Source organism: Bacillus sp. UNC322MFChir4.1 (assembly GCF_000746135.1).
Taxonomy (GTDB): domain Bacteria; phylum Bacillota; class Bacilli; order Bacillales; family Bacillaceae_G; genus Bacillus_A.
Map to the genome: position 1 here is coordinate 133,060 of NZ_JQKQ01000014.1, position 23,988 is coordinate 157,047.

Below are 23,988 nucleotides of genomic sequence, written 5' to 3' on the forward strand. Positions count from 1 at the left end.
ATGAAGAATATTCAAAAAATTTCATTAATAACCTTCTGTTTGACGTTGATGATTTACTTCATTTTTATCTAAATATGCTTTCTCAATCTCTTCTTGTCCAAAATCAAGCGCTTGTCCTAAACGAAGGTAGCTCGTAAACAATTCAATGTAATTTGTAATAGATGGTTGCTCATTAAAACGAATTGCTTTCGCATATACATCTAAGAAAATTTCTACTTGCGTTTTATTTGTTAGTGCACATTTATAAAACAAGAAATTTTTATCGATTCCTAAATCGATTCCGATAGATAAAATAAAATGCAACCCATCTACGTATTCTTCTAGTACAACTTCACGCTCAGATGATGGCTTGTTACTCCAATATTTAAAGCAGCGTGTTTCATTTGCAAGTTCGCCAATTTCCACAAGCAGTGCTAGCATTTTTTCTTTTAATAATTTTTTCGGTTCTAAATTATGTTCTTTCGCAATACGATCATCTAATTCTTTTTGTAATTTAAATAGTTGTAGTAGATCCAAAACATACTCCTCCTTCAATATCGAATACACTCACTCGATATCGCTCCATTCTAATGGTAAATATAAACAAATAACCACGTTATATTCTTACATTATAACAGTGTCAGTTTCGTGTGAAAAGACAAGATTATCTAAAGTCAAGCACCCTTTTCGCAGCATATTTCATATCTATTTTTATTTTCCGACGTATAAAGTGAAACTTCCGTCAGTGGGGGTTTTCTTCATCCCCCACTGACGGTTAGTTGAACCAATCGGGCTTTTACGGGCAGTTATCCCCCCACCTATCTTCTTTGCTTCTCTCTGAATATTGAGGTGGGGGTCTTACCGCCCGTTAATGCTGGATAAATCGTTGCTATACAAAGTACAACATGACCCGTACTTACTGTCTTCCTTTGTTTGAAACCTCGCACGCGGCCAGATGCTCTCGCCTCTCCAAAACAGATGTCGTATTTTAAATTTCCTTGTATATAAATAAACATAAAAAGCCAGAGAACCTCTCCGACTTTTTATGTTTATTCTTTTATATTATTGAAATTTTTATGCTCAAACACGGCCATTAATCTTTCCTTCTTCCATTTCAGCAATTGTATCGTTCATTTTATGAAGGTGACGCGATTCAATAAAAAAATCCTTAGGAGCAATGTCCTAAGGATTTATCAACAATTAGTTGTTTAATGCAGTTTTAGCAGCTGTTGCTAATTCAGCGAAAGCTTTTGCATCGTGAACAGCTAGGTCAGCAAGCATTTTGCGGTTTACTTCGATACCAGCAAGCTTAAGACCGTTCATTAAACGGCTGTAAGAAAGACCGTTCATACGAGCAGCTGCGTTAATACGAGTGATCCATAATTTACGGAAGTCACGTTTCTTTTGACGACGGTCACGGAAAGCATACATTAAAGATTTCATTACTTGTTGGTTAGCAACTTTGTATAATGTATGTTTAGAACCGTAGTAACCTTTTGCTAATTTAATAATTTTTTTACGACGTTTACGAGTAACCGTACCACCTTTTACTCTTGGCATATTATTTCCCTCCTAGATATCTATCTGAACAAAATATGAATTACATGTTGTCAAGCATTTGACGAATACGTTTGAAGTCACCAGCGCTTACTACACCAGCTTTACGTAATTTACGTTTAGCTTTTGTAGATTTGTTAGCGAATAAGTGGCTTGTGTAAGCGTGAGAACGCTTTAGTTTACCAGATCCTGTTTTTTTGAAACGCTTTGCAGCGCCGCGGTGAGTTTTCTGTTTAGGCATAGTGATTTCCTCCTCTATTAATTACTTATCATTTTTCGGTGCTAAAACTAAGAACATACTGCGTCCTTCCATTTTTGGCTTAGATTCAATTGTACTAACTTCAGCACAAGCTTCAGAGAAGCGATCTAAAACACGTTGACCGATTTCTTTATGAGTAATGGCACGACCTTTAAAGCGAATAGACGCTTTAACTTTGTCGCCTTTCTCCAAGAATTTAATAGCATTACGAAGTTTTGTGTTAAAGTCATGTTCATCAATTGTTGGACTTAAACGAACTTCTTTCATACTAATGATTTTTTGATTTTTACGCTGCTCTTTTTCTTTCTTTTGTTGCTCAAAGCGGAATTTTCCGTAGTCCATAATACGGCATACTGGTGGTTTCGCATTTGGAGCAACTAATACTAAATCAAGATTTACGTTTGCAGCCATATCTAATGCTTCTTGACGAGACTTAATTCCAAGTTGATCACCATTTGCACCAACTAAACGTACTTCACGTGCACGAATTTGCTCGTTAATCATCATGTCCTTGCTAATAGTAAGCCACCTCCAAGGTTTTATGGGAATACGTCTTGGGAAGGAAGAACCCAAATAAAAAAGTGCGGGCATACAACACCCACACTTATAATATCTCTAATAAGAAATACTTACCTGCCAACTGCTTTCGCGTCAATCAGGTGAGAAGCGGGTGCTTCTACTTGTTCCACAAATCCGTATTCTATTATCCTTGATGATTTTACCATAGGACATAATGCCTGTCAAGAAGCTCTACTTCTTAAGTAACAACAAAAAATATTGTAACAAACAAAATGAATACATGCAATAGTTTTTTATACAAAGCAGCCTTTGGTTCTTATTGCCAAATGGAAACGCACAAAAAAAGCCGCGGACAAGCCGCGACTTTTTCTTATCGTTTTCCTTCAACTTTAATTAAGTCAACGAAAGCATCTAATGAAATTGTTTCTGATTTTTGTTCACCATATTTACGAACGTTTACACCAGTTTCAGCAACTTCATTGTCACCTACTACAAGCATATATGGAATTTTTTGCATTTGCGCCTCACGGATTTTGTAACCAATTTTCTCGTCACGAGTATCCACTTCAACACGAATGCCAGCACGTTGTAATTCTTCTTGTACTTTCTTCGCATAGTCTAAATGTACTTGCGGAGAAACTGGAATTACTTGTACTTGAACTGGTGCTAACCAAGTTGGGAATGCACCTTTGTACTCTTCTATTAAGAAGGCAACAAAGCGTTCCATAGTTGATACTACACCGCGGTGAATAACAACCGGACGATGTTGCTTACCATCTTCACCGATGTAAGTTAACTCAAAGCGTTCTGGAAGTAAGAAGTCTAATTGTATAGTTGAAAGTGTTTCGTCTTTACCAAGCGCAGTACGAACTTGCACGTCAAGTTTTGGACCGTAGAATGCCGCTTCACCTTCTGCTTCATAGTAATCAAGACCCATTTCATCCATAGCTTCTTTTAACATTGATTGTGCTTTTTCCCACATTTCATCGTCATCAAAATACTTTTCAGTATCTTCTGGATCACGATAAGATAAACGGAATGAATAATCTTCTAAATCGAAGTCTTTGTATACTTCTAAAGTTAAGTTTACAACGCGTTTGAATTCTTCCTTAATTTGGTCTGGACGAACGAAAATGTGCGCATCATTTAAAGTCATTCCGCGTACACGTTGTAATCCAGATAGCGCACCAGACATTTCATAACGGTGCATTGTTCCAAGCTCCGCAATACGGATTGGTAATTCACGATAGCTGTGGATATCGTTTCTGTACACCATCATATGGTGAGGACAGTTCATCGGACGAAGTACTAATTCCTCATTATCCATTTCCATTGATGGGAACATGCCATCGCGGTAGTGATTCCAGTGACCAGAAGTTTCATAAAGCTCTCGGCTTCCTAATACTGGAGTATATACGTGGTCGTATCCTAAGCTTACTTCTTTATCAACAATGTAACGCTCAATAATACGGCGGATTGTTGCACCTTTTGGTAACCAAAGTGGTAAGCCTTGCCCTACTTTTTGACTATTTGTGAATAGTTTTAACTCTTTACCTAATTTACGGTGGTCACGCTCTTTCGCTTCTTCAAGCATACGTAAATGCTCATCTAATTCTGCTTTTTTCACGAATGCAGTACCGTAAATACGTTGCAACATTTTATTGTCGCTATCGCCGCGCCAGTAAGCACCAGCAACGCTTAACAGTTTAAATACTTTAATTTTACCTGTAGATGGAAGGTGAATACCGCGACAAAGGTCAAAGAATTCGCCTTGTTCATAAATTGAAATAACCGCATCTTCTGGAAGATCGTTAATAAGTTCTAATTTTAGTTCATCGCCAATTTCTTCGTAACGACGAAGTGCTTCCGCACGTGGTACTTCATGACGAACGATTTCTAAGTTCTCGTTCACAATCTTTTGCATTTCTTTTTCGATTTTCGGAAAATCTTCAACTGTAATTGCTTCTTCCATATCGATATCATAGTAGAAGCCGTTTTCAATTACAGGACCAATTCCAAGCTTCACATCTTTATATAGGCGCTTTAGTGCTTGCGCTAATAAGTGAGCTGTTGAGTGGCGTAAAATGTATAGCCCATCTTCAGAATCTAATGTAAGGATAGAGATTGCACCATCTTGCTCAATCGGTGTAAGTAAGTCTATCATTTCCTCATTTAATTTCCCTGCAATCGCTTTTTTCTTTAAGCCAGGGCTAATAGAAGCAGCAATGTCTTCTGTTGTTGTTCCTTTTGGAAACTCCTTCACAGCTCCGTCTGGAAATGTAATTTTTACTACATCTGCCATCTTTAGTCACTCCTTTTTTATAATCAAAATAAAAAACACCCATCCCTATAAAAAGGGACGAGTGTTGAATTCGTGGTTCCACCCTTGTTCCAGCTAACATATCGTTAACTGCTCAAGTTCATGATAACGGCACTTGCCGTCAGCAATTACTAGACATTCGTTCACTGCTGAAGTTCAGAGGTGGTAAGTAATAATCTCGTATTAAGAAGCTCACAGCCCAAGGCTTCTCTCTCTGGGAATCGTAGATAACTACTCATGTCCTCATCGTAACATTTCGATGTATTTTCGTTTATGTACGTAATTATATGCTCAAAAATTTAGAAAATCAAGGGCGTTCCCTTTATTTTTAAATTTTTTCACATTCTTTTCAAATTCATGAAGCGTATATAACTGCACTCTCTCTTGAAAGACGTTTTGAATCGTTACAATCATATTATGATCTTGTTCTTTCGCATACAGATGAATTTTTTTAGGCGCGATCGACAGAAGCGGTGCCATAACATTCGGATCAATGTATACATCTTTTTGAGAGAGCAATTCTTCTTCTATATACTGAACAAGTTTTTCTTGTTTTAAACGTTGCCACTTTTCATCATAAAAGATACAACTATCATTAAACACGAGATGCAAACAAGATAAACGTGATTTTCGGCTGCTTACTTGTTGGCGAAGTGTTTCTACGAACATTTGATACTCTTGTTCTAACTTATATTCATCGATCGCCAACTCTGCCGTTCGATATAAAAATTCATTGTATTTTCTCAAGCGAAAACGAATATATGCGCCAAACGAAAAAGACATCGTATCATGCATCCAGCCTTGCAAAGAAGATTGCACCAATGCTCTCCCACTTTCCTTTGAAGGTGCATCTATTAATCCTTTTCGTTTTCCTTTTAATATAGAATGCGCCATATGTAAAATTTGGGTTCGTTCTTCTCGCTCTTTAAAATAAAATTTATCTTTTAAAATTGCGCTAATCCATTCATCTTGTTTTGTGTTGATAATATGTTGCATAAATACAGGAATAACTACTTTATCAATATATCGCGACTCTTGTATCGGTATATGAATAATTACCATTTGTTCGTACAAGTAGATGCTTATTTCTTCATATATATGATCTGTCCTTTTTTTTAGTTCTTTATATATAACAATAGCATCATTTTTTTCTTCGAAGCAGATTTCAATCAATTGTACCCCCCCTTTTATAATTCTTGCTATTTCCATATATATTAGGGAGATGTACAAAAAATGATACAAGCTAATATGAATTTTTTATATTCATAAGCTATTTTTACTGTATAATTTTACTAAAAAGGTTGTAAAAGGAGCGATACCATATGTACGAATACAAATTTGTAAAAATCGAACTAAAATCAGGTCTAATGGCATCCAAACCAAAAGAAGGTTGGCGTTTCGTACAAATTTTCGCTCCTAGTACAGCAGGGACTGGATCCGCTGCATATTTCGAACTTATTTTTGAACGAAAACAAACTATATAAAAAAAAGAGCAAGCTCACTGCTTGCTCTTTACGTATGACGGCGGTTTTTCCCGCCAATTGGAATCGGCTTTGCTAAATATTTAATACGCTCCATAATACGGGCTGCTTTCATTTCTTCTTCTTCTCCGCGCTGTGTATACGTTAAATGATGCTCGAGTTGTTTAAAATCAAAGTTAGATGTGAAGAACGTCGGTAAGTTCTCCAGCATGCGGAACTGTAAAATCGCTCCAAGTACATCATCGCGCACAAAGCTCGACATCGCTTCCGCTCCAATATCATCTAACATGAGCACCGGAACATGTTTGACCGCATCAATTTTTTCGCTAATCGTATTATTTTGCAATGAGCTTTTAATTTCTCGTAAAAATTCCGGCAAATATACGATCATGGAGCTGACCTTACGCTCTGCTAGTTCATTTGCAATCGCCCCTAAAACAAATGTTTTCCCAACACCAAACGGTCCATAAAAATATAATGCTTGCACTTTTTTTCCTTGTTCGTATTCACTTAAAAATTCATTTGCAGCTCGAATTGCTTCAAACCTCTCTCTATCTGACAAATCAAGAGAAGCCATAGAAGCCTGCAAAATATCTTTTGGCATATAAATGCTTTGAATAAGTTTTTCCTGCTTTTTCCGCTCATCGTAAGCCACTTTTCTCACGCAGCGATCGTATTGAATATCAATCATCTTTCCTTGAATAATAAGCTTCGGTTCGTATCCTTGAATCATATTTTTACATGATTCTAAGTTTGGGCAATCTTTACATCCAACACTTTGCCCAATGTACTCATATAGCTTCACAAGACTGCGTTCAAGCATCGATGTTGTTACTTCACCTTGATGTTCTTCTATAAATGCTTTCACACGCGGATGCGCCATTACTTCTTCTTTTAATACTTCATATCTATTCTTAAAATTTTCATTTTGCATTAACTTCGCAAATGTATTTTGAATTGGTTCCATTTCTTCACCTCAAAAGGAGCTCGTCTTTGTTAGTTTCTCTTATATTTTTTCAGCTCTTCCTCTAACTTTTTACGCTCTTCTTCTAGTTTTCCCTGCTCTTCACTACGATGTGATGGCTCGCTATCTTCTGTTTGTTCCTTTAACCAGTCTGGTACAAGTTCTTTACGAACCGTTTTCTTCGTTGTCTTTCCTTTTTTCTTTGTTTCTGCCCATTCTTGATATTGACGATTTTCCTCTTTCGCAAGCCCCATCGCTTCCGTTACGGTTGTAATTTTTTTACGGGCCCAGTGTCCGGCAATTTTCTCTACATACGATTTCGCTAACTTCATATCCGAACGAAGCATGACATAATAAATAAGGACATTGACAACACCTGGTGTTAACTTCTGATTCAACATCACATCTTCAATAATTTGCAAATCAGCCTTCGTCGGCTCAGCCCCGCCTGAAATTTCTTTTAATAACTCTCTTGGTGAAATTTCCTCTAACTGTTTAATCAGCATCTCTTCTTGTGTTGTCGGTTCTTTCTCCTTCATCGTCCGCGCATGCAATGGCTGCGTCCGCTCACTAAACTTAGGAAGTGCCTGTCCATTCTCAAATTGGTACCAATCACGTGCACCTTTTCGCAATCGTTCCATATCAATTGTATTATGCTCCGTAACAGCACCAAGAACAATATTTTGCATGGATAACGGATCAATGCCGTATACGTAAGCTAATATAATCACACATTCACGCATCTGATCCGTGATTGCTTTACGCGGCACAAGCGCTGATAATCCTTCTACAAATAAAGAAAAATCAAAGAAATCATTCCAAATTTGAGGCGCATTCCCCTCCGCCCTGCTCGGCATCACAGTTGCATTTGGTATAATAAGTTCTTCCTTGGCATGCTCAACTTGTCCTGGATTAAAAGAACCAAACACATCATTAAAAGATCGTGTTGCATTTTCATATGAAGAAAAGTCAAATTCTTCTTCTAAGAAATATTGCTTCACTTGATTATATTTCGACTTACTTAAGCGGTTATATAAGAAAATACTTAATACAATATCATCAAAAAATTGCTTTGGCATAAGTGGTGGCTGTAACTCATAAATAAACATGCGAATATCTTTTTCTCTTTTCACATACACATTTAAAAGTCCAATCGCCTCTAGCTTTAGACGTTCTTCATAAATCTCTGGGAGCTGCATTTGCATTGTTACCATAATAGAATGGTGTGTATTTTCTCTTCCAAATAAACGGTCCTGCTCTAACTCGCCCCATAATGTCATATATAGACTAAAAGCTTTACTGCCAATAAGTGGCTGATATAACATTGTCAGCACTTTACGATCATAGTTGCTGAGCAGCCCTCTTGCACTTACTTTATAACGGTCAATTGGCAACAGTTCCATCCATGACTGTCTTTCCATCCTTGCAAATCCTTTCTGTCATCCATTCTTATTATGAGTGAAAAAAGAGCTAATAGCTTACGCTTCTAGCTCTTTTATTTTCGTTCTTTTTGAAGAATATCTTTCAACTCTTCAATAAATACGTTCAAATCTTTAAATTGTCGGTAAACAGATGCAAAACGTACATATGCAACATCATCAATATCACGAAGCGCTTCCATGACCATTTCACCAATCATATCGCTTTGTACTTCTGACATTCCTAAGTTACGTAATTCCCGTTCTACATGTTGTGTGATTTCTTCTAATTGTTTTAACGTTACAGGTCGCTTTTCACACGCTTTAATTAAACCACGCAAAATTTTCTCTTTGTTAAATTCTTCTCGCGTCCCTTCTTTCTTTACAACAATGAGCGGTGGCTCTTCGACACGTTCAAATGTGGTAAAGCGACTGAAACAACTTTCGCACTCTCTTCTTCTGCGAATTGATCGTCCTTCGTCAACTGGACGTGAATCCAATACTTTCGTACCATTGTGAAAACAGGATGGACAACGCAATCCATTCACTCCTTTACAATTTAATTTTATCTTAACAAAACTAAAACATTTTAAACAATAATTTTCTCTTCAATATTATAAACACTCAATTACATGCACTTATGTATAAACAAATTTCTTCTTATTATAATATATAAATCCAACTTGATTTTTCAACACAGAGATTACTGCTATGCAGAATACAACATGCCCGCTACTGGCCTGCTCCTTTTGTTTAAAACCTGGCATGTGGCAGAAGAAGGCAAAGGCCGCTTCTATGCATAGCCAGATGCTCTCGTCCATCTAAAAAGAAAGGGTTTTTTACGTCGTTGTTTCAAGTTGTATTTATATAGATAGGTGATAACACAATATAAACTAAAAAGAGGTGCATTATACACCTCTTTACATTTTAAATCAATTATCTTCTTTTTTAAAGAGCTTTTGTTTCTCTTTGCTTAATTTCGAAGCTACCTGTACCGCGAGGAAGTTCAATACTTTCTCTCGTTTTTGCTCCTAAACCTTCAGCGATGTACTCCGCAGCAACATTTGGATCAATGCGATCCCCACAAGTATAAACATCAATACTTGCATAACCATGCTCCGGAAAGCTGTGAATTGTTAAGTGAGACTCAGAAATAATTACAACTCCACTTACACCTTGTGGTGCAAATTTGTGGAAAGCAACCTCACGTACTTCAGCGCCTGCTCGAAGTGCTGCATCCACAAATAACCTTTCAATATAAGGCATATCATTAAGCTTGTCGAAATCGCAATCCCAAAGTTCCGCAATTACGTGACGACCCATAGTATCCATAGTATCCATTCTACAGTTCCCCCTCATTGATTTAATTTAACTGTTCGAATTGAAAACTAATTTGCAATTTGGTTTGCTCCACTACCACGGGGGAAAGTTAGTCCAGAGAGGTCCTAACCCTTTAAGTAGTGACTACGTACCTCAGCTCTTAAGTTTACGAATGTTAGTATACTTTGTTTATTTTCATTTTGCAACATCAGTTTTTTATTTTTTCAGATGATACTTTTTCTTTTATTTTCCTCCAAAAAGAGAAAAGACTCAAAACCACAGTAATCATAGCTGTTCTAGGTGATTTACACAGAAAAAATATGTAATATTTTTCTATTACAAAAAAGGACAGGCTAACGCCTGCCCTTTTCTCATCTATTAAATATGTTGTACGTTTTCTTGTTTCGCGAATTGATCTACAACAAGCTTTACAAGGTCTACAACACGACGAGAATAACCCCATTCGTTATCGTACCAAGCAAGTACTTTTACTTTTCGCTCGCCCATTACCATTGTAGATAAACCATCAATGATTGCAGAATGCGTATTTGTGTTAAAGTCTATAGAAACAAGCGGTTCATCGCTAAATGCGACAATTCCTTTTAATGCACCGCTAGCAACATTCATAAATGCTTCATTAATCTCTTCCACTGTTACGTCGCGTTTTACATCTACAACTAAGTCAACAAGAGATACATTTGGTGTCGGAACGCGAAGTGCCATGCCATGAAGTTTCCCATTTAAATGTGGAAGAACTTTCGCTAACGCTTTCGCAGCACCTGTCGTCGTTGGAATGATAGACTGGCCGCATGCGCGCGCTCTGCGTAAATCTTTATGTGGATTATCAATATTTTTTTGGTCATTTGTGTATGCATGAACTGTTGTCATTAAACCGTTTTCAATTCCAAACTGCTCATCTAACACCTTTACAACAGGCGCTAAACAGTTTGTTGTGCAAGATGCATTTGAAATAACGATATGTTTTGTAATATCAAGTTGTTCGTCGTTCACACCAACAACAATTGTTACATCTTCATCTTTTCCTGGTGCAGTTAAAATAACGTTTTTCGCACCAGCTTCTACGTGAAGACTTGCTTTTTCTTTAGAATTAAATTTACCCGTCGCTTCAATTACAACGTCTACTTCTAATTCTTTCCAAGGCAATTCTTTTGGATCGCGGTTGTTTAAAAGGCGAATCATTTTACCATCTACTAATAAATGATCTTCAAACGCTTCTACTGTACCATCGAATTTACCGTGAACTGTGTCATATTTAATTAAATGTGCTAACGTTTCAGATGGATAGCTCGCATTAATCGCTACAATTTCGAATGCGCTTTCTTTTACTGCCTGACGAAACACCATTCTCCCAATACGTCCAAATCCATTAATTGCCACACGAATCATAATATGTTATCCCCCTTGATTGCGTTATACTATTTCTCTCAAATCCCAATAATAGTATAACACAAAAAGCGGATATGTCACTAAACAATTTCATCATTTTTCAATTTTTTTATTTAATAATGTTCCATTCCTTTAAAATGTTGCTTAATTGTGCTTTCGTTTCTTCGATTGTGCCATTATTATTAATCACTTTATCTGCTAATGCTATTTTCTCTTGCAATGGCATTTGCGAAGCAATTCGTGCTTTCGCCTCTTCTTCTGTAAAAAGATTACGTTCCATCAACCTTGTAATCTGCGTTTCATTGTCCACATAAACAAGTAAAATTTGATCGACAAGACTTGTTAATTTACTCTCAAATAAAAGCGGAATATCGAGCACAACCGCTTGCGTATTTTCTCTTATGTATCTATCCTTTTGCGCATTCATTTCCTTTCGTACAGCTGGGTGCACAATATTATTTAACAGCAAGCGTTTTTCTTCATTATGGAATACAATGCTGCCAAGTTTCGGGCGATTTAACTCCCCGTTTTCCTCAAGCACTTCTTTTCCGAACGCTTTTACAATTTCGTTATACGCTTCCTTACCAGGCTCCACAACTTCTCTTGCAATAATATCTGCATCAATGACTTGGATGTGAAAACCTTGAAACATTTTTGATACTGTACTTTTCCCACTGGCAATGCCGCCTGTTAATCCAATTACAACTGTCATCATAATCCCCCTTATAATAAGAGACGTGAAACAATTGTTTCACGTCTCTTACATTTTCCAAATTCCAATAATAATAAGTAATACACCTGGTAAAAACGTGAATTTTTGTAACCATCGCATATTTGATAATATTGTCCCTACTTTCATTCCGCAGAATAAAAATAGCGAGCTCATTACTGCAACCAATCCCGCCATCATGAACGGAGAATATCCAAGTAAAGATGCCCCAATCCCAGCTCCAAATGAATCTAACGAAAGTGCCATACCAAGGAGAAGCGCTTCTACTCCAGAAATGACCCCAGACTTATCAAAATCAGCAACAGTCGGTTTTCGTAAAATTTGAATGACAAGACCAAGAGACGCAATTTCTAAGTTCCATACTTTTTCTTCTTGCAACGCATCCTCTTTTTTATCACTTTGAAAAAATTGATACAACACCCACGCACCGATTACGACAAGAACGAATCCGCCAATTCTTTTCGCTAGCACCGGTGAAAAAATTTGAGCAATCATATGTCCGATTCCCATTGAGAGTATCATCACAACAGCTGAACAAATCCCAATTACGATAATTGACTTCAGTGGAATCCGAACATTCCGAAGCCCGTACGTGAGCCCTACACTACAGCTATCTAAACTTAACGTAAAAGCTAATAAAATAAGAGAGAAATAATGATACATCGATAAGCTCCTTCCCTATACATAGCTTTGCTTATATATATGACAGAAGCCTATCCGATGTTATTGTGAAAAATATAATGATGCTGCCGTAAGTAAATATTTTTTACAACTGCTTCAGTTGTTTAACTTTTCGGCTGGCAAGCCGGACAATAATGTGTACCACGTCCGCCAACAACTGTTTTTTCCAGTAAAGTGCCGCATGTTACACACGGCTCACCTTTTCTCCCATATACGTAAAGACGCTCTTGAAATGAACCGATCTTTCCTTGTGAATTCACATACGTACGAATCGTACTTCCACCGCGCTCTACTGCTTCAGTTAACGTAGCCACAATTTCTTCATACAACGTTTCAAATTCTTTATCTGTTAAAGAAGACGCTTCTCGCTCTGGATGAATACGCGAACGAAATAACACTTCGTCTACATATATATTACCGAGGCCGACTAAAATACGTTGATCGAGCAAAGCAACTTTTACTTTCCGAGCCGTTTTTTGCAATTTTTCTTGTAAATACGCTGGTGTTAACTCAGTTGAAAAAGGCTCAGGCCCTAAATCAGCAAGCGGCATAGCTGTAAACTCCGTACCCTTTTTGAATAGGTGCATCGTACCGAATTTCCGTACATCTTTGTAACGAAGTTCCGTTTCATCTGTAAAACGAAAGCGGACATGTGTATGCTTATCAACTGGATCATCACTATCGCTAAGCATATACTTCCCTTCCATTCGCAAATGAGACACAATGACATAACGGGTTACATATATAAGAAGAAACTTGCCGCGGCGTCTGACCTCTTCAATCGTTTCGCCGCGCAGCATCTCTTTGAAAAGTTCGGCGTCATCTGGTTCTTTCACCAATTTCGGATATGTTACAATCACTTCTTCAATCGTCTTTCCGTTAACGAGCTGTTCTAGCGTTCGCCTGACATTTTCAACCTCTGGTAATTCTGGCATACTATCACTTCCTTACTTTGCGTCATACCATGTTGGACCGTATGAATAATCAACCTTCAATGGAACGGTAAGCTCAATCGCATGCTCCATAACTTCAGGTACAAGTTTCTCTAACTTCTCTACCTCTTCTTGCGGCACTTCAAAAATAAGTTCATCGTGCACTTGCAGAAGAAGACGTGCTTGTAATCCTTCTTCTTCTAATCGATCCGCCATAATAATCATCGCTTTTTTAATAATATCAGCGGCACTTCCTTGAATAGGTGTATTCATTGCAGTCCGCTCTGCAAAGCCACGCACATTAAAATTACGACTCGTAATTTCCGGGATATAACGACGGCGATTTAGCAATGTCGATACATAGCCTTTTTGTTTCGCATCTTGCACAATATCACTCATGTACTCTTTAACTCCCGGAAAACTTTCTAAATACTTTTGAATGAACTCAGCTGCTGCTTTTCGTGTAATACCTAGGTTTTGCGATAAACCATAGTCACTAATTCCGTATACAATCCCGAAGTTTACCGCTTTCGCTTGACGTCTCATATTAGAGGTTACATCTTCCTTTTCAACGCCAAACACATCCATCGCTGTTTTTGTGTGAATATCCATATCGTGTTGGAACGCTTCAATTAAACCGTGATCTTTAGAAATATGAGCTAATACACGTAATTCGATTTGAGAATAATCCGCCGCAAACATCACCCAATCTGTTTCTGACGGAATAAACGCTTGACGTATTTTTCTTCCTTCCTCTAAACGAATCGGAATGTTTTGTAAGTTAGGTTCCGTTGAGCTTAAACGCCCAGTTTGTGTTAACACTTGGTTAAAGCGCGTATGGATTTTAGACGAATCTGTATACACCACTTTTAACAAACCTTCGATGTACGTGGAATTTAATTTTCCTAACTGACGATAATGTAAAATTTTCGGGATAATTTCATGATGCTCCATTAATTTTTCTAACACATCAGCCGATGTAGAATAGCCTGTTTTTGTCTTCTTGATAACCGGTAAGTTTAACGTTTCAAATAAGATAACACCAAGCTGCTTCGGTGAATTAATATTGAATTCTGTTCCTGCCAGCTCATAAATTTCTTCTTCCATTTTCTTAAGCTGCGTAGCCAGTTCATCCCCCATAGCGCGGAGACGATTCGTATCAACTGCAACGCCCTTACATTCCATATCAGCTAATACGCGGCAAAGCGGCATTTCCAGTTCAGTAAATAATTCGTACTGCTCATTATTTTTTAGCTCTTCAGCAAACGATTGCTGTACGTCATATAACACATGTACTTTTCGCGCTACGTGTTCTGCGACAACTTCCTGCTCTGGTACAGCGCGTTTTGCACCTTTTCCGTACACTTCTTCATCTGACTGCACAGCATGCATATCCTTCATTTTCGCAACAGCGCGGAAATCTTTATCTGTTTCTGCTGGATCAAGTAAATATGCTGCAATTAATAAATCAAAGTCGATCCCCTTAATTTCATAGCCTTTCCATTTTAACGAAACAATTGCACGCTTTGCGTCAAATGTATACTTCTTCATTTCTGGATTCGCTAACCAGTCTGTAAAAGCTTGTGATGATAAAGCAATATCAGCCGGCACAAAGTAACATCCATTTTCGTTCTGAATACCAAACCCTTGAATATCCGCTTCGTGATAATTATCTTCTTGCACTTCTACAATGATTGCGCTATCCTGCTGCAACATTTCCTCCGTTACTTCTTCTACAATTTCAAATGAAATATCATCCAAATCAGCTGCAGGTGTTTCGGCAACCGGTGCGCCTAACTTCGTTAAGAGAGAATGGAACCCTAAGTTCTCAAACATCGGGATTACATCACTATTTTCATATCCGTTATAAGCAATATCTTCCACATGAATTGTAACTGGTGCATCGGTAATAATTGTTGCTAATTCTTTACTCATCAGCGCTTGCTCTTTATTCTCTTCCAGCTTCTCTTTTAATTTCTTACCGCTCACTTTGTCTAAGTTTTCATATACAGCCTCTACTGTTTCAAATTGTGTTAACAATTTAATAGCTGTCTTCTCACCAACACCAGGGACACCCGGGATATTATCTGATTGATCTCCCATTAGTCCTTTCATATCAATAATTTGTTTTGGTGATAAGCTGTATTTTTCAAATAACGTTTCTTTCGTATACTCATCTACTTCCGTAATTCCTTTACGTGGAATACAAACGCGCGTATTGTCTGAAACAAGTTGAAGCAAATCTTTATCTCCTGAAATCACTTTTACTTCAATACCTTGTTCACTCGCTTCTGTTGCCAATGTTCCCATAATGTCATCCGCTTCGTAGTTCTCTAATTCATAGCGCGGCACATGAAATGCATCTAACAATTCACGAATGAAGGGAAACTGCTCTGATAACTCGGGCGGCGTTTTTTGGCGACCGCCTTTATATTCGCTAAATGTTTTATGACGAAACGTTGTTTTCCCCGCATCAAACGCAACAAGCATATGTGTTGGTTTTTCCTCTTCTAAAATTCTCATAAGCATCATCGTAAAACCATAAATGGCATTTGTATGTATCCCTTTATCGTTATTTAAAAGCGGCAACGCAAAGAAAGCGCGATACGCAATATTATTTCCATCAACTAAAACAACTTTCTTTTCCAAATGGAACAACCTCCCCGTAAAAAATGTAAACGATTTCTCCATACAATAGAAAAAAACCGTTCCTCTTCTTCTCTCTATATTACCACGACTGGAAGAGAGAAGAAAAACAACAGCTTTCTTTATAACTATATTCAACATAATAAGTGGGAATAATTTTACGTTACAAAAGGGAAGTGACGAGAATAAGCTTCCTTATTCTCGTCCCAAATTACTCCTTGGATGAAGGGGTTTTCATCTATTATAGTAACAGAGCTTTATTAATACAAAATGAAGCTATTGTTAATATAATGTAAATATCTATTTCATATACTTTTGAAGAGTAACAGTAAATGTCGTTCCAACCCCAATCTTACTTTCTACAGTAATCATCCCATGATGCGCTTCAACTAAATGTTTCACAATCGATAATCCAAGTCCTGTACCACCCGTATTACGACTGCGCGCTTTATCAACACGGTAAAAACGTTCAAAAATACGAGGAATCTCCTCTTTTTCGATTCCAATTCCTGTATCGGACACTTTTATATATACGTTTTGGCTATCTTGAGAAGCCGTAACAGAAACTGTTCCCCCAGCTGGTGTATATAAAATTGCGTTATTCATTAAATTAATAAAAACTTGTTTTAACCGCACCGCATCTCCTATGACAGAAACATATTCATTTACATCAACATGCAAACAAATGTCTTTATCGGCAGTTTTCTTATTTAATATCATCCCGACTTCTTCTAGTAGCTCTTTTAAGTCGACAACACCTATATTTAATTGAAACCCTTGTTGCTCAATTTTCGATAAATCAAGTAAGTCTTCAATTAATGCTTGCATTCGGTCGCTTTCTTTCAAAATAATATGTAAGAAGTGCTCACGAAACTGCTGGTTTTCCATCGCTCCATCAAGTAATGTTTCTGAAAATCCTTTAATAGAAGTAATTGGCGTTTTCAATTCATGCGAAACATTTGCTAAGAAATCTTTACGCATTTGCTCAAGCTTCTTCAGTTCCGTAATATCATGGAAAACAAGGATAATTCCTTTCCACTCATGGTTCGTTCCAATAATAGGGGCACCGTACACTTCAAAATGTTTTCTTTCAATTTCAAGAGGCAATAACATTTGTTTGCGTACTTTAACCTCTGTCATAAAAATCTCTTCTACGAGTTCAACAATTTCTTTATGTATAAATGCCTGATAATATAAACATTGCAAATACTCTTCATCTGTTACATGGAAAATCTCTTTATAAGAGCGGTTTACAAGGCTAATATAACCACGGCTATCAATTAAAATCATACCGCTTCCCATATTTTCAATAAGTGTATGCAACCGATCTTGCTGCATTTCTTGTTCTAATGTCATCTCTTGTAAATTGCGTGCTAAAACGTTCATTGCTTTACTGAGCATTCCCGTCTCGTCTGAATGATTTTCATAAGCACGCGCTTTATAATTCCCTTTCGCTAATTCAATCGCAACTTTTGTAACAGACTCAATCGGCCGAATATAATGTGCTGTAATTTTCATACCAAGAAATATAACAACGAGACAAGAACTAATAAAGCCAACAATTAACAAGCCCCACATTTTCGGATGTACATTTTTCAAAGATTCCATAGAAGCGTTAATAATAAGATACCCTTTCTTCCCCTGTGTATCTTGAATAAACGTCGCATAATGGTAAGGGTATTTATCATTTGTCTCCTTCAGCACAACTGTATGAGGTTGTTTTCTTGCTTCAAGAAGAAGTTCTTCTATCCCTTCTTTCTGCAGAACCGTCTGCTCTTTTACAGTATTATATTGAGCTTGTTTTTGTTCATCTAGAAACGTTACGTATAAATCGAAATGCTCTTCTATTTTCGAAAATACATTTGGATTCTTTAAAACATGATCAATTCCTTCCGCCTCAACGACAGAAGCAATGTACTTTGTTTCTTTCTCCATTCTCTCATGGACATGATCAACATAAAATCCTTCAAATACTTTTTCAATCAATATCCCTGTCCCAACAACAATAAGGACAACGAGAGAAATAAACGTAAGGAGAAGCCTCGAGCGAAACTTATTCATTTCCCTTTGGCTCCTCCAATTTATAACCTAATCCGCGGATTGTTTTAATATAAGTTGGTTTCTTTGTGTTTTTTTCGATTTTATCTCGCAAGTGACTAATGTGAACATCAACAATACGTGTATCACCGGCAAAGTCATAATTCCACACGGCACTTAAAAGCTGATCACGCGTTAACACGCGGCCTTTATGTTTCGCTAAATATACGAGTAATTCAAATTCTTTTGGCGTTAGTTCTAACTTGTCCCCTTTAAAATATGCTTCATAAAAATCTGGTAAGATTCTTAATTCAGCAATGATCATACTATTTTCATCTTCTACTTCCGGAACTTGTTCATCTTGAATTTTCGTACGGCGCAAAATCGCTTTTACACGCGCAACTACTTCTCTTGGACTAAACGGCTTTGTCATGTAATCATCCGCTCCAAGCTCAAGGCCTAATACTTTATCAAATTCGTCATCTTTTGCAGTTAACATTAAAATAGGGGTCATTATACGCCCTAGACGCAGTTCTTTACAAACTTCCATGCCATCCATCTTCGGAAGCATTAAATCTAATATAATGAGATCAGGACGCTCTGTCTGCGCTTTATGTAGCGCTGTTTCTCCATCCATCGCTGTTATGACCTCAAAACCCGACTGTTGCAGGTTAAACTCTATTAAAGTTAAAATAAACTCCTCATCGTCTACGACCAAAATTCGATTACTCATTCTATTCCTCCAAGTTATAGGATCTAACCCTTCCTCACCCTAGTATCCTTCCCCGATATTTCCATCATACTAGAAAACAAAACCCCTCTCAACACAATTGTGCTGTGAAAAATGCGACTTTATTCCTTACTCCATAAACAGTTCCCTACTGACTACTGCTTTACTATATGTTACCCTTATACAAGAAAATATGAATATGCATGTTATATATAAATTTAAAAACCAATGTTATTCTCAAAAGTAGAGAGCATCTAGCGGAGTAATCGCGATTCTTTTTCTTACAAAAAGGAAAGGCGATTCCGTATTGACTTGCACGCGGCAGGAAAGGGCACTGACCGCTCCTATACATAGCCAGCCCCTCTCGCCTATTTAAAAAAATGCTTTTCTGGTGGTTTTTCATAGAGTGACTGAGTAGTTTCTTTAGATTTATATAGAATAGAAAGGAGTTTATATGTTTAAAGCATTTATTATCTTTTTCCTTGCAGGGCTTGCTGAAATTAGCGGCGGTTACCTCATTTGGAAATGGCTACGAGAAGGCAGTTCTATTGGAATTGGAATCATCGGAGGAGTTATTTTATTTTTATATGGTATTATCGCTACGTTCCAAGTATTCTCTAGCTTCGGAAGAGTGTATGCAGCTTATGGCGGCGTATTTATTGTCATGAGTTTGTTGTGGGGCTGGTGGGTTGATAAAAAAACTCCCGACTTATTTGACTGGGCTGGAGCTTCAGTTTGTATCGTTGGCGTATTTATTATGTTATGGCCGCGCGGGTAAAAAACGAAAGCTGTCCTAAAAGCACTACTTTTAGGACAGCTTCTTTCATTAAAAATTATCAAGCGCTCTTTCAAATATCGTCGTTAATTGATGCGGTGGTGCTACCGTTAGTAACCCTTTTATTACTTCGTCTTCCTGCTCATTGTATGCAATCATTTGCATTTCAATTAAATGATTTTCTGGAAAAACGGAAACAACTTCAAAATGAATTTGCAGCGTTGCATAGTGATATACAGGCCTTACAAATTCGATTTCTTGCTTTACAACGTGACTTCCAGGACCAGGTAAGTATTTTGTAACTGCAGTTGTAATAATCCCTGTTAACATAATAGTCGGTACAATTGGTTTTTCATATGGAGTTTGGGATGCGTAATCATGCTGAATATATAATGGATTCGAATCATTCGTTAATCCTAAATATAATAACAAATCTTTGTCTTCTATTTTCTCTGTAACGGATAACTTTTCTCCTACTGTAATTTCATCCATTTTACGACCTAATTTGCTTCTTTTCTTTAACATGATACAATCCCTCCGATCGATATTTTCATTATCCTACTCGAAGTGATATACTATACAAATCTTTATAATGACGAGAGAACATTCGCTACAAGTCTATGTGTTATAGTGTAGGATCCTTTTTTGTTAACGCTTTCAAATTATTTTACAAAAACATCCTTCTAATAGTGGAAAAAGATTCGGGAGACCCGAATCTTTTTCTTTCTATTTATGCAAGAACTTTCATTACACTGCGTACAGATTCTGCTGAACGATCTAATCCTTCTTTTTCTTCCGGAAGAAGATCTAATTCAATAATCTGTTCAATTCCATTACCACCAAGGATAATTGGAACACCTAAGTAAAGATCGCTATAGCCATATTCTCCTTCGAGATATGCAATAGCTGGTAATACACGGCGCTGATCTTTTAAGATTGCCTCAGCCATCTCTACTAAAGAAGCAGCTGGTGCATAGTATGCACTACCGTTTCCTAATAGATTTACAATTTCTCCGCCACCTTTACGAGTGCGTTCCACAATCGCATCTAAGCGTTTTTTAGGAATTAATGTTTCAAGCGGAATACCACCTGCATAAGAATAACGAACAAGCGGCACCATCTCATCACCATGTCCACCAAGAACAAATCCTGTAATATCTTTTACAGACATATTTAATTCTTGTGCAATAAATGTACGGAAACGAGCTGTATCTAATACACCAGATTGACCGATAACACGCTCTTTCGGGAATCCAGCTTCCTTAAATACAGAATATGTCATTGCATCAACTGGATTTGTTAATACAATAATAATTGTATTCGGAGAATATTTTGCAATTTCCCGCGTTACACTTTTCATAATTTTAGAGTTTGTCGCTACTAAGTCATCACGGCTCATACCTGGTTTACGAGCAATACCTGCTGTAATAATTACAACATCAGAATCAACTGTATCTGCGTAATCAGATGTACCAATAATGTTAGCATCGAAACCTTGTACAGGGCTTGCTTCTAACATATCTAACGCTTTCCCTTTTGTTGGATTTTCAAGTTGTGGAATGTCCACTAATACAACGTCTGCTAATTCTTTTTGTGCTAATAAGAATGCTGCTGTTGCTCCTGTAAATCCTGCACCGATGACTGAAACTTTTTTGCGTTTGATTGTCATAATTTTTCCCCCACTTTAAATTATGCGTTTTTAATAACCGCTGCATCCATATTGTTAATTAGGGCGTCAGCAAATTCGGAACATTTCACTTCAGTTGCACCTTCCATAAGGCGTGCGAAGTCATATGTTACTACTTTTGAAGCAATCGTTTTTTCTACAGAATTAGTAATTAAATTCGCTGCTTCATTCCATCCTAAATGTTCTAACATCAATACTCCTGAAAGAAGAACTGAAGATGGATTTACTTTATCTAAACCTGCATATTTTGGAGCTGTACCATGTGTTGCTTCAAAAATAGCATGTCCAGTAACGTAGTTAATGTTAGCACCCGGTGCAATACCGATACCGCCAACTTGTGCTGCAAGTGCATCAGAAATATAATCACCATTTAAGTTCATTGTTGCTACAACGTCGAACTCGCGTGGACGCGTTAAGATTTGTTGTAAGAAAATATCTGCAATTGAATCTTTTACAATGATTTTTCTAGCCGCTTCTGCGTCTGCCATCGCTTTATTCGCAGCATCTTTTCCGTCTTTTTCAACAATGCGATCATATTCAGCCCAAGTAAATACTTTGTCGCCAAATTCTTGTTCTGCTACTTCATAACCCCAGTTTTTGAAAGCACCTTCTGTAAATTTCATAATGTTACCTTTATGAACTAATGTAACAGAAGAACGTTTTTCATTAATTGCGTATTGAATTGCAGCGCGAACAAGACGCTTTGTACCTTCTTCAGAAATTGGTTTAATACCAAGTCCAGAAGTTTCTGGGAAACGGATTTTCTTTACACCCATTTCACTTTGTAAAAATGCAAGAAGCTTTTGAACCTCTTCAGAACCTTGCGCATATTCAATACCAGCGTAGATATCTTCCGTATTTTCACGGAAAATAACCATATCAGTATCTTCTGGACGCTTAATAGGAGAAGGAACTCCATCAAAATAGCGAACAGGACGTAAACATACGTATAAGTCTAATTCTTGACGAAGCGCTACGTTTAAAGAACGAATTCCGCCACCAACAGGAGTTGTTAACGGTCCTTTAATTGCGATTAAATATTCGCGAATCAATTCTAACGTTTCTTCTGGTAACCACTCACCTGTTTGATTAAATGCTTTTTCCCCTGCAAGCACTTCTTTCCAAACAATTTTCTTTTCACCGTTATATGCTTTTTCAACAGCCGCCTCTAACACACGAGATGCCGCCGCCCAAATATCCGGTCCAATTCCATCTCCTTCAATAAAAGGAATAATTGGATTGTTAGGTACATTCATAACACCATTCGTTACGGTAATTTTTTCTCCTGTAGTCACTGCGATTACCCCCATGTTTGAAATTTCATATGTAAGAAACTGAGGGATAAATCCCTCAGTTCAAACCACAAGTTAATTTTAAATATTCCAATCATTATATCTTTACGAAAAAGTCAGACTTATGAAGACACATTATTATCTTTGTCCGATTGGTACATAGCGTTGGTTAATCGGACCAGTATAATCTGCGCGTGGACGAATGAGGCGGTTATTTTCATATTGTTCTAGAATATGAGCTAACCAACCAGACATACGGCTGACTGCAAAAATTGGTGTAAATAAATCATGATCAATTCCTAAGCAATGGTACACAGATGCAGAATAAAAATCTACATTTGGTGGAAGCTGTTTTGTTGAAGTTACAAGCTCCTCAATTTTGATAGACATATTATACCACTTCTCTTGTCCTGTTAGCACGCATAATCGCTTAGACATTTCACGTAAATGTTTTGCACGTGGATCACCATTGCGGTATACGCGATGACCAAAGCCCATAATTTTCACTTTATTCTCAAGTGCATTATGAATATATGATTCTACATTTTCTTCTTCACCAATTTCCATTAGCATCTTCATTACGTTTTCATTTGCTCCGCCATGAAGTGGTCCTTTTAAAGCACCGATTGCTGCTGTAATACCGGAATATACATCAGAAAGTGTAGCTACACAAACACGTGCTGTGAAAGTAGATGCATTTAACTCATGATCCGCATGAAGTACAAGCGCCTTATCAAACGCCTCAATCTCAACTTCATTTGGCTCACGATCATTTAACATATATAAGAAGTTTGCAGCTAATGATAAATCTTTACGAGGCTCGACAACTGGTAACCCCTTGCGAATTCTCGCAAATGCTGCAACAAGAGTTGCAACTTGCGCCTGCAATTTAACCGCTTTCAAATAATTAGACGCTTCATCCATTAATTCAGCATCCGCATCATACAATGATAACATGGAAATTGCTGTACGTAAAACAGACATTGGATGCGCAATTGTTAAATTTGTGCCTTTTAAATATTCCAAAATATCTTTTGGAACTGCTGCATGCTCAGCTAACTGTGTTTTTAATTCCTCTAATTCCACTTCATTTGGAAGTTTGCGTTGCCATAATAAATAGATAACCTCTTCAAATGTAGCATTTTCAGCCAAATCATCAATATTATATCCCACATAAGTTAATGTATCATCAATAATAGAACTTACAGATGATGTTGTTGCTACTACCCCTTCTAATCCTCGAATAACAGTCAT

The 23,988-nt window shown here is 37.3% G+C and carries 23 protein-coding genes and 2 other annotated features; of the genes, 2 read left to right on the top strand and 21 right to left on the bottom strand.

Features of this window, described 5'->3' with window-relative positions:
- Nucleotides 1-24: 24 nt before the first annotated feature.
- From BR72_RS07875 to ytxC, 6 genes are all read right to left on the bottom strand, one after another.
- Nucleotides 25-516, bottom strand: a complete 492-nt coding sequence (locus tag BR72_RS07875; RefSeq protein ID WP_035431727.1) for a dUTP diphosphatase — start codon at nucleotides 514-516, stop codon at nucleotides 25-27.
- 663 nt (nucleotides 517-1,179) lie between these two features.
- Complete coding sequence (gene rplT, locus BR72_RS07880) at nucleotides 1,180-1,539, bottom strand: 50S ribosomal protein L20 (RefSeq protein ID WP_035431729.1); 360 nt, start codon at nucleotides 1,537-1,539, stop codon at nucleotides 1,180-1,182.
- Between the two features lie 40 nt (nucleotides 1,540-1,579).
- Nucleotides 1,580-1,777 carry a 50S ribosomal protein L35 gene (rpmI, locus tag BR72_RS07885; protein WP_020060080.1) on the bottom strand — a complete coding sequence of 66 codons (198 nt, stop codon included), beginning with the start codon at nucleotides 1,775-1,777 and terminating at the stop codon, nucleotides 1,580-1,582.
- Nucleotides 1,778-1,798: 21 nt separating this feature from the next.
- Nucleotides 1,799-2,302 carry a translation initiation factor IF-3 gene (gene infC, locus BR72_RS07890; protein WP_020060081.1) on the bottom strand — a complete coding sequence of 168 codons (504 nt, stop codon included), beginning with the start codon at nucleotides 2,300-2,302 and terminating at the stop codon, nucleotides 1,799-1,801.
- A gap of 62 nt (nucleotides 2,303-2,364) precedes the next feature.
- Nucleotides 2,365-2,483 (bottom strand) — a sequence feature (ribosomal protein L20 leader region).
- A gap of 201 nt (nucleotides 2,484-2,684) precedes the next feature.
- Nucleotides 2,685-4,616: a threonine--tRNA ligase gene (gene thrS / locus BR72_RS07895; RefSeq protein ID WP_035431731.1), complete on the bottom strand. Its 1,932-nt coding sequence runs from the start codon at nucleotides 4,614-4,616 to the stop codon at nucleotides 2,685-2,687.
- Between the two features lie 50 nt (nucleotides 4,617-4,666).
- Nucleotides 4,667-4,893 (bottom strand) — a binding site (T-box leader).
- Between the two features lie 32 nt (nucleotides 4,894-4,925).
- The gene (gene ytxC, locus BR72_RS07900) at nucleotides 4,926-5,807 is read right to left on the bottom strand and encodes a putative sporulation protein YtxC (protein ID WP_035431734.1); all 882 of its coding nucleotides are present in this window, start codon (nucleotides 5,805-5,807) and stop codon (nucleotides 4,926-4,928) included.
- 149 nt (nucleotides 5,808-5,956) lie between these two features.
- Between ytxC and BR72_RS25405 the strand changes: the two genes are divergently transcribed.
- A complete protein-coding gene (locus BR72_RS25405; RefSeq protein ID WP_081904820.1) occupies nucleotides 5,957-6,118 on the top strand; it encodes a DUF4177 domain-containing protein in 162 nt (53 codons plus the stop codon).
- 28 nt (nucleotides 6,119-6,146) lie between these two features.
- Here the strand turns inward: BR72_RS25405 and dnaI are convergent, their stop codons facing one another.
- The 11 genes from dnaI to BR72_RS07955 all read right to left on the bottom strand — a co-directional run bounded on the left by dnaI (nucleotide 6,147) and on the right by BR72_RS07955 (nucleotide 18,983).
- A complete protein-coding gene (dnaI, locus tag BR72_RS07905) occupies nucleotides 6,147-7,082 on the bottom strand; it encodes a primosomal protein DnaI (RefSeq protein WP_035431736.1) in 936 nt (311 codons plus the stop codon).
- Nucleotides 7,083-7,111: 29 nt separating this feature from the next.
- The gene (locus BR72_RS07910) at nucleotides 7,112-8,500 is read right to left on the bottom strand and encodes a replication initiation and membrane attachment family protein (protein WP_035431738.1); all 1,389 of its coding nucleotides are present in this window, start codon (nucleotides 8,498-8,500) and stop codon (nucleotides 7,112-7,114) included.
- 74 nt (nucleotides 8,501-8,574) lie between these two features.
- A complete protein-coding gene (nrdR, locus tag BR72_RS07915; RefSeq protein WP_035431740.1) occupies nucleotides 8,575-9,036 on the bottom strand; it encodes a transcriptional regulator NrdR in 462 nt (153 codons plus the stop codon).
- A gap of 409 nt (nucleotides 9,037-9,445) precedes the next feature.
- Nucleotides 9,446-9,829 (bottom strand): adenosylmethionine decarboxylase, encoded by a 384-nt coding sequence (speD, locus tag BR72_RS07920; protein WP_177206909.1) that lies wholly within the window; start codon nucleotides 9,827-9,829, stop codon nucleotides 9,446-9,448.
- A gap of 366 nt (nucleotides 9,830-10,195) precedes the next feature.
- Nucleotides 10,196-11,224 carry a glyceraldehyde-3-phosphate dehydrogenase gene (locus BR72_RS07925; RefSeq protein WP_035431743.1) on the bottom strand — a complete coding sequence of 343 codons (1,029 nt, stop codon included), beginning with the start codon at nucleotides 11,222-11,224 and terminating at the stop codon, nucleotides 10,196-10,198.
- Between the two features lie 109 nt (nucleotides 11,225-11,333).
- The gene (gene coaE, locus BR72_RS07930) at nucleotides 11,334-11,936 is read right to left on the bottom strand and encodes a dephospho-CoA kinase (protein ID WP_035431745.1); all 603 of its coding nucleotides are present in this window, start codon (nucleotides 11,934-11,936) and stop codon (nucleotides 11,334-11,336) included.
- Between the two features lie 48 nt (nucleotides 11,937-11,984).
- Nucleotides 11,985-12,617, bottom strand: a complete 633-nt coding sequence (gene ytaF / locus BR72_RS07935; protein WP_035431747.1) for a sporulation membrane protein YtaF — start codon at nucleotides 12,615-12,617, stop codon at nucleotides 11,985-11,987.
- A 122-nt stretch (nucleotides 12,618-12,739) separates the two neighbouring features.
- Entirely contained in the window at nucleotides 12,740-13,570 is an 831-nt protein-coding gene (mutM, locus tag BR72_RS07940; RefSeq protein ID WP_035431749.1) for a DNA-formamidopyrimidine glycosylase, read from the bottom strand.
- A gap of 12 nt (nucleotides 13,571-13,582) precedes the next feature.
- A complete protein-coding gene (polA, locus tag BR72_RS07945; RefSeq protein WP_035431751.1) occupies nucleotides 13,583-16,216 on the bottom strand; it encodes a DNA polymerase I in 2,634 nt (877 codons plus the stop codon).
- Between the two features lie 297 nt (nucleotides 16,217-16,513).
- Entirely contained in the window at nucleotides 16,514-18,274 is a 1,761-nt protein-coding gene (gene pnpS, locus BR72_RS07950) for a two-component system histidine kinase PnpS (protein ID WP_035431753.1), read from the bottom strand.
- On the bottom strand, nucleotides 18,267-18,983 hold the full coding sequence (locus BR72_RS07955; RefSeq protein WP_035431755.1) for a response regulator transcription factor: 717 nt from the start codon (nucleotides 18,981-18,983) through the stop codon (nucleotides 18,267-18,269). The genes pnpS and BR72_RS07955 overlap by 8 nt, the downstream gene beginning before the upstream one ends.
- A gap of 451 nt (nucleotides 18,984-19,434) precedes the next feature.
- On the opposite strand from BR72_RS07955, the gene BR72_RS07960 reads away from it, so the two are divergent.
- Nucleotides 19,435-19,758 (top strand): YnfA family protein, encoded by a 324-nt coding sequence (locus tag BR72_RS07960; RefSeq protein WP_035431757.1) that lies wholly within the window; start codon nucleotides 19,435-19,437, stop codon nucleotides 19,756-19,758.
- A gap of 48 nt (nucleotides 19,759-19,806) precedes the next feature.
- Here BR72_RS07960 and BR72_RS07965 read toward each other — a convergent pair whose 3' ends face one another.
- From BR72_RS07965 to citZ, 4 genes are all read right to left on the bottom strand, one after another.
- Complete coding sequence (locus tag BR72_RS07965) at nucleotides 19,807-20,280, bottom strand: MaoC/PaaZ C-terminal domain-containing protein (RefSeq protein ID WP_035431759.1); 474 nt, start codon at nucleotides 20,278-20,280, stop codon at nucleotides 19,807-19,809.
- A gap of 205 nt (nucleotides 20,281-20,485) precedes the next feature.
- Nucleotides 20,486-21,424 (bottom strand): malate dehydrogenase, encoded by a 939-nt coding sequence (mdh, locus tag BR72_RS07970; RefSeq protein ID WP_035431762.1) that lies wholly within the window; start codon nucleotides 21,422-21,424, stop codon nucleotides 20,486-20,488.
- A 20-nt stretch (nucleotides 21,425-21,444) separates the two neighbouring features.
- Nucleotides 21,445-22,737, bottom strand: a complete 1,293-nt coding sequence (icd, locus tag BR72_RS07975) for an NADP-dependent isocitrate dehydrogenase (protein ID WP_035431764.1) — start codon at nucleotides 22,735-22,737, stop codon at nucleotides 21,445-21,447.
- Nucleotides 22,738-22,872: 135 nt separating this feature from the next.
- Nucleotides 22,873-23,988, bottom strand: a complete 1,116-nt coding sequence (citZ, locus tag BR72_RS07980) for a citrate synthase (protein WP_035431766.1) — start codon at nucleotides 23,986-23,988, stop codon at nucleotides 22,873-22,875.